The sequence below is a fragment of the Protofrankia sp. CiP1_Cm_nod3 genome (assembly GCF_982290655.1).
Window position 1 is genome coordinate 7,515 of sequence record NZ_CEVIVD010000077.1, and the last position, 9,275, is coordinate 16,789.

Consider the following 9,275-nt stretch of genomic DNA (forward strand, 5'->3'; position numbering starts at 1 on the left):
GGGCCGCTGAGGAGGGGCCGCTGAGGAGGGGCCGCTGAAGAGGGCATCTGTCGGTACGGTGCGGCATCCGGCCGGGGCGGTGCCTCCGGTGGGACTGCTGTCCGGGACCGTTGTCCCCGGCGGTCGTCCTGCGTGGCCTGGAGGCGGGCGTTCGCCGTCGGGAGGGCCCGGGCCCGGCGGGCGGAAGAGCCCCGGAGTATCCGTCGGACAGTGCTCGGCCGGATCCGCTGCGGTTGTGTGCTCGAGTGTCGGAAGCCCGCTGATGCGGGTAGGCCGATCATCTGTCACACGGTGTTGCCCGGGATCCCCGCCGGGGGGTTCCGGGCCGTGCGCTCCCCGTCCGCCGGCTTGTCTGGCGGCCCGCGAAGAGCGACGATCGCATCGGCCTCGGCCGGTCAGATCTTTCGCCGTCGGTAGTACTCGACGATCCACGCGTCGATGTCGCGCTTGCGCCAGACCCTGGTCCCTTTGGAGCCCTCGGTCGGCGCGTTGACGATCTGCAGGGGGGGAGGGAACTGCGGGTCTTTGCGCGTCCAGTAGTCAACCGCCTGGCGCGTGATCTTCAGCTGGAACGCTATGTCCCCGATGCCAACCAAACGCTCACCGTCGTCCACGCGGAACATCGTAGCCTCTTTGCTAACTGTCAAGGTTACCGCTATGGTTTGTTTTGCTAAACAGCAAATATTTTGGGAGGACGTCGATGGTGACACCGGTGGCCCGTCGTGCCGGCGTTCGAGCGATGCTCGACCGAGACGAAGCATATGATCAAGACCCGAATGGGGAGCCCCCGATCTCGGTGCTCCGTTACCGCCGCGCCCTGCGGGCGGCGATCGATGTCGGGCCCGAGTTCGTGGCAGAGCAGGGAATGCCCAGGTCAGGGGCGGAAGCCAAGGCATACTCGGCAGGCGTGCGCGACGCGCTGGACACGGTCGTGGGCGCTATCGCACGGGGAATCGAGCGTGTCCAGGACCCGGCCCCCCCGGCCGACGAGCCCCCGCGGACCGAGAAGTGACTGGTACGACACCCCCGGAGCGGGGCATACGGGTTCAGGGGGAAGACCGACCGACGCCGGACGAGCCAGGTGGGCCGGACGGGGCTGCCGGACGCTTCCAGCAGGCAGGAGGAGCGCTCGTGTGGGACGAGGAACGGTCCGACGACGACCGTGACATCGGTTGGGGTGACGACCAGGGCTGGTCGGAGGGGGAACCGGATGCCGACCTCGAGCGGTTGCGTGCCGAGCGCCCTCCGCACCACATCGAACGGGACGTCCGCTGACGTGCGCGAGGACGGGACCAAGACGTCGCTGCGCGCACGCCTGCTCGCGGCGCGAGCAGGCCGGCTCGCTGGTACGGACCACCCTGTCGTCGCGGGGGCGGCCGAGACGAACGGCGCCGCGACGACGGCTCGGCGGATCCTCGATCTCCCGGAGGTCGCCTCGGCCCGCTGGGTCGCGGCCTACGCGAGTCTGCCCGGCGAGCCCGAGACCGGCCGTCTGCTCGGACGGCTCAGGGAGAGGGGGATACGGGTGCTGCTGCCGTCCATGCGGCCCGATCTCGATCTGGATTTCCGGGAGTACACGGGCGCGCTGATCGCCGGCGCGTTCGGTACCCGCGAGCCGCCTCTCGGTGCGGCCGTCTTCGATCTCGACCAGGCGGATGTGATCATTGTCCCGGCGCTGGCGGTCGACGCGCACGGCCGCCGGCTCGGTCGTGGCGGGGGGTCCTATGACCGGGCGTTGCGGCGGGCGAGGCCGGACGCCCTGTTCGTGGCTGTCGTGCACGACAACGAACTGGTTGATCGTGTTCCCACCGAGGCGCATGACGTCGCCGTTCATGTCGTTGTCACGCCGAGAGTCACGTTGCGTTGCGAGACGGTCGATGGCATGCAGAGTCAATGCTCACAGTGATGCTTTGGGGTGCGTGATGTCCGCTGTGTCACTTCGCTGTGTCACTCCGCGGAGCGAAGGCCGAAAGATCATGCTCTGTGGACGGGGGCCCGCGGGCTGACCTGGAGAGACCTGGAGAGACCTGGAGGGGGGTGTCCGGAGAGTAGGGCGCCGGGCTGTTCGCGGCTCTCGGGGTGCTCTTGGAACGCGCGGGGCGCGTCTCGGGTTAGAGTTAGCAGTCGTCGAAGTCGAGTGCTAACTCCGGGGAGGAGTCCGTGCCGCGCTACGAGTACCGCTGCACCGCATGCGATCGTGACCTCGAGGTTGTGCAGAGTTTCCATGACGCGGCGCTGACCGAGTGCCCCACCTGTAGCGGCAGACTGCGCCGGGTGTTCAGTTCGGTCGGGGTCGTGTTCAAGGGCTCCGGTTTCTACAAGACCGACAGCCGGTCCGGTAGCGGCGGTGGCGCCCGGGACAGAGCGAAGGACAAGACCGGCAAGGATGCCGGTGTTGGTACGTCGAGCAAGGAGACAGTGGGCGCTGGTGCCGCCGCCAGCGGCTCGGCGGAGGGCTCGTCGAGCGCGTCCAGCTCGTCGGCCTCCACCGGCTCATCGGCCTCCAGCAGCTCGTCGGCGTCTACCAGTTCGTCGTCGTCGGGATCGTCCGCTTCGGGTACCGCCGCGGCCTGAGGGCCGGCTGCTGCCACGCACGTCCTCGGGTGTCGCGGCGCTCCGGTCGCGAGTCGCTATCCACAGGTTATGACGCTGGATGGCGCTCCGCCGCGAGTTGTCCACAGCGCGCGGCCGAGCGATGACGCCGGTTCGCCGGACGACTAACGTGATCTTCGTTCTGTCGGACGATGATCGCGGAGGTCATGATGTCGCTCGTCGGACGCCAGGCGGTCCGTCCTGGATACAGGCGCGCCTGGCGGATCGCGGTCGGCGCACGACGTCGGGTGCTGGCGGCTGTTCTCGCCGCTTCGGCCATGCTTTTCGCCGTCGCGGCGGTGCGTCCGGCACGGCCGCCGTCCCCGACGCCGGTGGTGGTCGCGGCCGCTGATCTGGCGGGTGGGGCCATCATGGCGGCGACCGACGTCCGGACGGCGTCGTTGCCGACGGACGTTGTACCGGCTGGCGCCGTACGCAGCCCGCGGGATGTGGTCGGACGCACGCTGACGGCTGCGGTTCGACAGGGCGAACCGATCACCGATGCGCGCGTCCTCGGCCCCGGGCTGATCACACGGAGGCAGGCGGCGGCTGGCCTGGTGGCCGCGCCGGTGCGTATCACCGACGCCGGCTCGGTCCTGTTCCTGCGTGTCGGCGATCATGTGAACGTACTGGCAGCCGCCACCGACGTCGGTGGCATGCCGCTGTCGCAGCCGTGGGATGGGACGACAGCTGTGGACCAGCCCGCGGGCCGCCCCACGGATCGTGCCGGGCCCGCCGCCGAGGGGCCGGTGACGCCATCGGCGCTGGCCCCGCACGCGCAGGTCCCGCGCGCGGAGGTGGTTGCCTCCGACGTCGTCGTTCTCGCGCTTCCCGGGGCCGGGGAAACGGCGCAACGCGCTCCCGGCACGGAAGAAGGCGCACTGGTCATCGTTGCCACGACCGCCGGGGTGGCTGCCGCGCTCGCGGGCGCGGCGGTGCACGCCAGGCTGTCAGTGACCGTGCTGGGCGGGCCGTCCATGACCGATACACCGTGATCGGCACACCGTGACCGGATCCGGTGGTGTCGATTTTCGCGATCAACTACGCTATGAAGTTAAGACAAAACGGAAAGTTTTAACCCGGTGTACGAGGCTCGGGCTGTGCGTGCTTGTATCGGGCTTGTCGGCCGAGCGGGCTTTGGCCGCCCCGGCACGGGACTGTTCGCGACAACTGATCCGTGCCGTTGGTAACTCGGCCTGGTAACTGGGCCGCAGCGGAGCGGCCCAGAGACACACAGGAGGGAACGACGATGGGTGTCTCCATCGACGATGGTGCCTGTGGCGCGTGGCAGCGCGTGCCCGAGGAGGTCGTCTGCCGGTTCGAGGGCCTCCCGGGAGCGGCGTACGAAGTGCCGGACGAGGTCACGTGCGCCCTGGAGAGCGGGCATCCGGACAGGCACATGGCCGTTCTCCAGGGCTGGGGGAATCAGGAGGCGTGGCTGGTCTGGAGCACACCCGCGACGGTCACCGCGCCTGGGTGCCGCGCCGAGGGCCTCACCTGCCTGCTGTCGGCGGGACACGTCGGTCGTCATCATGTGATCATGACTGACGTGGTGGAGGACGAAGGCCCCTACTGGTGCGACAGCCGCGCCGACCTTGAAACGCGGCGTGTGCGTACCTGACGGCCGGTCGGCGCGGACCGTCGTGCTCACCCGTGGCCGGCGGCCTCGTCCGCGCCGTCCACGCTGAAGATCAGAACGACGTCGGTGTCGCTGGCGAAGTCAACGAGACGGGCGTGGGCGGGCAGCCTGCCGAGCAGCCAGGAAAGATCGAAAACGGTGGTCCCTTCGCAGATCGTGACAGCGTGCTCGGGTGACGCGGGGCTGTCCGGGCGTGGGCGTGGCGGGTCGTTGCTTGCCGCCCGTGGCTGGTCGCCGGGCTCGCGGGCGGCACACGCGGCGGCGGTGAGGGCCGCGGCAAGGCGGTGGGCCTCCTGCGCAGCCAGGTACGTGGCGTGGTCGGTACCGGGCAGCGGCGACCGGACACGGAGCAGGATCGTCGCCGGCCCGATACCGGTACCGGGCTGGACGCCGATGCTGATCTGAGCGCCGTCGGCCCGGCTGACGAGGGTGGACACTCGGTCGTTCCCTGATCGGGACTGTGCTGCTGCGTTGGTCATGTGACCAGCGTCGTTGGTGATGGTTGCCGGATCCATCCCGTTAGACGGGGAGTTTTACTGGCTTGTCTGTTTTTGTGCTGATATATTCGCCTGTCGGGAGCCCATCTGTCGCCAGTGGCCCCGTCACGAGGGGCGGGTCGCGTTGGGCGGCTCGCTGGGCCGGTCACCGAGCCGGTCACGGTCGGCCGCGGGGAGCCACGGTTGTTCATGGCGGTTGCCCGCAAGGGGCCGTGGTTGTGCGCAAGGAGACAGTGTGGATTTTCGCGGTTCGGGGTAGAGCCGGGGGTGTCACGCCCGATCAGGGGCGGGCAGCGACGTGGGAGCGCACCGGCCAGCTCCCGTGCCGCTGGGGACGTCCGGTCGGTCCGGGAGCCATGTATCCCAGCGTTCGTGTCGAGGTGAGTGGCCGGCAGGCCATGGTCGTCCGTCCCATCGGTGACGTTGACTACTCTTCGCTGGAACCTCTGCGCGAAGCGCTGCTGGACGCGCGGATCGCCGGGGCCAGGGACATCATCGTGGACCTCGCCGAGGTCAGCTTCATGGACTCGCAGGGCCTCGCCGTGATTCTTTTTGCGCATCAGCGCCAGCGTTCCGTCGGCGGTCGTCTCATTCTGCGCAGCCCCAGCGAGGAGATCACTCGGTTGCTGCGTGTCACCAATGTTGCCCATGTCATCGACGTCGAGAGCGCGAACAGCCAGCGTGGCCCCGCTGCTCCACACCCTGGGGGGCATGCCGGGGGGCGTACCGGGGGAGAGGTCCCCCGGCGTTCCCAGTGGCGCGGATAGGCTCGCGGACACACTGCCCGGCGTGTTCCGCGGCCCCGGCGTAGCCGGCCGGACGCATCACGGAACGTCCCGACGCCCAGCCCCGCCGTCGGGGCTGACCACCGTCCGCGCCGCTGGCCGCGACATTTTCGCGGCTTCGCCCGGCGGGCGCCGACGGTCGTCGGCGCGAACAGCGGACACGAACAGCGGACGCCGGTGGGCCAGGGGAGGCCCATGCCGCCGGGCTACCGGTTTGCCGTGGCGCGGGCGTGTCGCGGCGGCCGGGGCCCACCCGCCGCGACCTGCGCGGCCGCTTCGCCCGATCCCGGATGTGTTCTGATCAGCGTCCGTTTCGCGTCCGCTCCCATTCATCTTTCGTTCATTCTGAATCGCTTCGATTCTCGCCGGCACCCCGGTCCGGGGGCGGACGGAGCAGCGCTGTTGCGCTGAAGTCGAAGGGTCGCTTTGTGAACATAAGGAAGCGTCAGGTCGCGGTCGTGGGCCTTGCGATGTCGGCGGTGCTGGGGGTGGCCGCCTGCGGTTCCGACAACGAGGAGGTGGCGACGCCGGGAGGCGGCAGCACCACGTCCGCGATCTCCTGCGCGACAGGGTCGATCACCGCGTCGGGCTCCTCGGCGCAGAAGAACGCGATAGACGAGTGGGTGAAGAAATACCAGCAGGCGTGTGCCAGTTCGTCGATCAACTACCAGTCGGTCGGCTCCGCCGCGGGCAGGCAGGCGTTCGTCGACGGCCAGACGGCGTTCGCGGGTTCGGATTCGTCGATCAAGGATGACCAGGCGGCCAACGCGGCCAAGCGCTGCACCGGCGGCCAGCTCGTCGACCTGCCCATGGTCGCCGGCCCGGTAGCCGTGATCTACAACCTCGCCGAGGTGAAGGACCTGCAGCTCAGTGCCCCGACGCTGGCGAAGATCTATTCTGGTGCGGTCACCAGGTGGAACGACCCCGTGATCGCGGCTGACAACCCCGGGGCCTCCCTGCCGGACAAGGCGGTCGTCTCGGTGCACCGCTCCGACGGCTCGGGCACCACGGACAACTTCACCAAGTACCTCGACGGCGTCGCCAAGGCCGACTGGACGCACGGGTCCGGCTCCGACTGGAAGGCCCAGGGCGGCCAGGGCTCCAAGGGCAGCGACGGGGTGACCCAGACCGTCAAGTCGACCACCGGCGCCATCGGCTACGTCGAGCTGTCCTACGCGGAGAACGCCGCCCTGTCGACAGCAAAGATCAAAAATGGTGCCGGTGAGTACGTCACGGTCAGCACGGACGCCGCGTCCAAGGGCCTGGGCACAGCCAAGATCGCCGAAGGCAACGACCTGAAACTGACCTTCGACTACGCCGCGGCGACATCCGGCGCGTACCCGATCTACCTGGTCACCTACGAGATCACCTGCACCAAGGGCCTGCCCGCGGACCAGGCCGCGCTGGTGAAGTCCTTCCTGACCTACACCTCCTCCGCGGACGGTCAGGCCGCTATCGCCAACCTCGGTTACGCTCCGCTCCCGAGTGGGCTTGCAGCGAGGGTGCGCTCGGCCGTAGCGACAATTTCATGATTCTGAAACGGCGATCCGGTACCCACAAGTCCTGACCGGACGATCCATCGCTGTGCCCGCCCGCCCGCCGCGTGAGGCGGGCGGGCGGGCACACTGCCTGACACAACCTGTTGAGAGGCATGATGAGCAGTGAGCCGGACGGCCCCCGGAAAGGCTCGCCGGGGAACGACGCCGCCGTGGCCACGGCGGAGCCCACCAACAGCAGCGACGGCGCCCGGGCCAGACCCATGGACGCCCTGTTCAAAAACCTGACCCGGTCGGCCGGTCTCGGCCTTCTCGCGCTCATCGCCGCGATCGCGGCCTTTCTGGTGCTGGAGGCGACGGACGCCCTCAGCGCCAACACCGGCAACTTCCTGACTACCACGGAGTGGTTCCCGAACGGCTCGCCGCCGGTCTTCGGAGTCGCGGCCCTGCTGTTCGGCACGCTGCTCACGGCCGTCATAGCAATGGCCATCGCCGTGCCGGTGGCGGTCGGCATCGCACTGTTCATCACGGTGTACGCGCCTCGCCGGTTCGCGGCCCCGCTGGCGTTCGTCGTGGACCTGCTCGCCGCCGTCCCCAGCGTCATCTTCGGGCTGTGGGGCCTGATCGTGCTCGTCCCGCGCATGGAGGGCGTCCAGAAGTTCCTCACCGACTATTTCGGCTGGATTCCGCTGTTCGCCACCGACAACAGCGTTGTCGGACGTTCGATCTTCGTCGCGTCGGTCGTCCTGGCCATCATGATCCTGCCGATCGTCGCAGCCCTCTCCCGGGAGGTCTTCCTCCAGGTGCCGATCGCGCACCGGGAGGCCGCTCTCGCTCTCGGCGCGACCCGGTGGGAAATGATCCGCACGGCGGTGCTCCCGTACGGCCGGCCGGGAGTCATCAGCGCGTCGATGCTCGGGCTCGGGCGCGCGATGGGGGAGACGATCGCGGTCGCCCTGGTACTGCCCGCGTCCTTCGGCATCTCCTGGCAGATCCTGTCGCCGGCCGGCAACACCATCGCCGCGAACGTGGCGAACGGCTTTGCCGAGGCCAACAGCGTCGGTCGCGGAGCGCTCATCGCCTCCGGTCTCGTCCTGTTCGTCGTCACTATGATCGTCAATATGATCGCCCGGGCCATCATCGCCCGCCGACGTGAATTCTCAGGTGCCGCCGCATGAGTACATCGACTGCCGCCATGGCCGCCGCCCCCGGTGGCCTGCATCTGGTCGGCCGACGGCTGCCGCGGGCGGTGTTCCCCGCGATCGGCGCCGGTGCCGTCGCCGCCACCGTCGTGCTGTACGTGCTGGCCCCGATAACGAGCCGGATCCAGTTCGTGCTGATCGCCGGGGCGCTCTACCTGATCGGCCAGACCGTGGCGTCGATCGCCGTCGAGGGCTCCCGGCGGGCCACCGACCGTGGCGTCACCACCCTGGTGTACCTCGCCTTCCTGCTCGCGGTCATCCCGCTGGTCGCGGTGTTGGCGAGCGTGATCTCCAAGGGCGCGCAACGCGTCGACGTCAATTTCCTCACCCACTCCATGCGGAACATCGGGGCGCGGGACGCCGGCGGCGGCATCTACCACGCCCTGATCGGGACCCTGGAACAGATCGCCCTGGCCAGCCTTCTCGCCGTTCCGTTCAGCCTGCTGGTAGCGATCTACCTGGTCGAGTACGGCCGGGGCCGGATCAGCCGGACCATCAGTTTCTTCGTGGACGTGCTGACCGGCCTGCCCTCCGTCATCGCCGGTCTGTTCATCCTGGCGTTCTACATCCTCGCGCTCGAGCAGAAGCCAACCGGTTTCGCCGGCGCGCTCGCCCTGACGATCCTGATGATCCCCGTTGTGGTGCGCTCCGCCGAGGAGATGCTCAAGCTCGTCCCGAACGATCTTCGGGAGGCCAGCTACGCGCTCGGTGTCAGCCGGTGGCGGACGATCGTCAAGGTCGTGCTCCCGACCGCGCTGCCGGGGATCGTCACCGGGGTGATGCTCGCGGTGGCCAGGGTCGCCGGTGAGACCGCGCCGCTGCTGCTGACCATCTTCGGGACCGACTCCATCAACTTCAACCCGTTCTCCGGCCCGCAGTCGGCGCTGCCGCTGTACATCTACTCGCAGGCCGGCCAGCCGCAACAGGTCGCCATCGACCGGGCCTGGGGTGCCGCGCTGACGCTCATCGTCCTGGTGATGCTGCTCAACGCGGCCGCGCGACTGATCGCCCGGCTGGCCAGGGTCCGGTGATGCTTTCCTCTCCTGCCCCGTCCACGCCGTCCA

At 69.0% G+C, this 9,275-nt stretch carries 12 protein-coding genes; 9 read left to right on the top strand and 3 right to left on the bottom strand.

The genetic code is table 11. The features are described from left to right. Nucleotides 1-395: 395 nt before the first annotated feature. Nucleotides 396-623: a helix-turn-helix transcriptional regulator gene (locus tag AC5LUJ_RS15260; protein ID WP_250285005.1), complete on the bottom strand. Its 228-nt coding sequence runs from the start codon at nt 621-623 to the stop codon at nt 396-398. Between the two features lie 116 nt (nt 624-739). On the opposite strand from AC5LUJ_RS15260, the gene AC5LUJ_RS15265 reads away from it, so the two are divergent. The 3 genes from AC5LUJ_RS15265 (at nt 740) to AC5LUJ_RS15275 (ending at nt 1,906) form a co-directional block, all read left to right on the top strand. Continuing rightward, the gene (locus tag AC5LUJ_RS15265) at nt 740-1,012 is read left to right on the top strand and encodes a hypothetical protein (RefSeq protein WP_250292621.1); all 273 of its coding nucleotides are present in this window, start codon (nt 740-742) and stop codon (nt 1,010-1,012) included. Nucleotides 1,013-1,131: 119 nt separating this feature from the next. Continuing rightward, entirely contained in the window at nt 1,132-1,275 is a 144-nt protein-coding gene (locus AC5LUJ_RS15270) for a hypothetical protein (RefSeq protein WP_493465149.1), read from the top strand. Nucleotide 1,276: 1 nt separating this feature from the next. Continuing rightward, nucleotides 1,277-1,906: a 5-formyltetrahydrofolate cyclo-ligase gene (locus AC5LUJ_RS15275; RefSeq protein ID WP_250285010.1), complete on the top strand. Its 630-nt coding sequence runs from the start codon at nt 1,277-1,279 to the stop codon at nt 1,904-1,906. A 409-nt stretch (nt 1,907-2,315) separates the two neighbouring features. On the opposite strand, the gene AC5LUJ_RS15280 is transcribed toward AC5LUJ_RS15275, so the two are convergent. Continuing rightward, a complete protein-coding gene (locus AC5LUJ_RS15280) occupies nt 2,316-2,591 on the bottom strand; it encodes a hypothetical protein (RefSeq protein ID WP_250285032.1) in 276 nt (91 codons plus the stop codon). A gap of 168 nt (nt 2,592-2,759) precedes the next feature. On the opposite strand from AC5LUJ_RS15280, the gene AC5LUJ_RS15285 reads away from it, so the two are divergent. Continuing rightward, complete coding sequence (locus AC5LUJ_RS15285) at nt 2,760-3,587, top strand: SAF domain-containing protein (RefSeq protein WP_250285012.1); 828 nt, start codon at nt 2,760-2,762, stop codon at nt 3,585-3,587. A 254-nt stretch (nt 3,588-3,841) separates the two neighbouring features. Further along, nucleotides 3,842-4,213 carry a hypothetical protein gene (locus AC5LUJ_RS15290; RefSeq protein ID WP_250285014.1) on the top strand — a complete coding sequence of 124 codons (372 nt, stop codon included), beginning with the start codon at nt 3,842-3,844 and terminating at the stop codon, nt 4,211-4,213. A gap of 26 nt (nt 4,214-4,239) precedes the next feature. Here the strand turns inward: AC5LUJ_RS15290 and AC5LUJ_RS15295 are convergent, their stop codons facing one another. Continuing rightward, complete coding sequence (locus AC5LUJ_RS15295) at nt 4,240-4,668, bottom strand: hypothetical protein (protein WP_250285016.1); 429 nt, start codon at nt 4,666-4,668, stop codon at nt 4,240-4,242. A gap of 416 nt (nt 4,669-5,084) precedes the next feature. Between AC5LUJ_RS15295 and AC5LUJ_RS15300 the strand changes: the two genes are divergently transcribed. The 4 genes from AC5LUJ_RS15300 (at nt 5,085) to pstA (ending at nt 9,242) form a co-directional block, all read left to right on the top strand. After that, on the top strand, nt 5,085-5,495 hold the full coding sequence (locus AC5LUJ_RS15300; protein ID WP_493465150.1) for an STAS domain-containing protein: 411 nt from the start codon (nt 5,085-5,087) through the stop codon (nt 5,493-5,495). Nucleotides 5,496-5,941: 446 nt separating this feature from the next. Then, on the top strand, nt 5,942-7,045 hold the full coding sequence (pstS, locus tag AC5LUJ_RS15305) for a phosphate ABC transporter substrate-binding protein PstS (RefSeq protein ID WP_250285019.1): 1,104 nt from the start codon (nt 5,942-5,944) through the stop codon (nt 7,043-7,045). 122 nt (nt 7,046-7,167) lie between these two features. Continuing rightward, nucleotides 7,168-8,187, top strand: coding sequence for a phosphate ABC transporter permease subunit PstC (gene pstC / locus AC5LUJ_RS15310; protein ID WP_250285028.1), 1,020 nt, complete (start codon nt 7,168-7,170; stop codon nt 8,185-8,187). Beyond that, nucleotides 8,184-9,242 (top strand): phosphate ABC transporter permease PstA, encoded by a 1,059-nt coding sequence (gene pstA, locus AC5LUJ_RS15315; protein ID WP_250285020.1) that lies wholly within the window; start codon nt 8,184-8,186, stop codon nt 9,240-9,242. Before pstC ends, pstA begins: the two co-directional genes overlap by 4 nt. Nucleotides 9,243-9,275 lie beyond the last annotated feature (33 nt).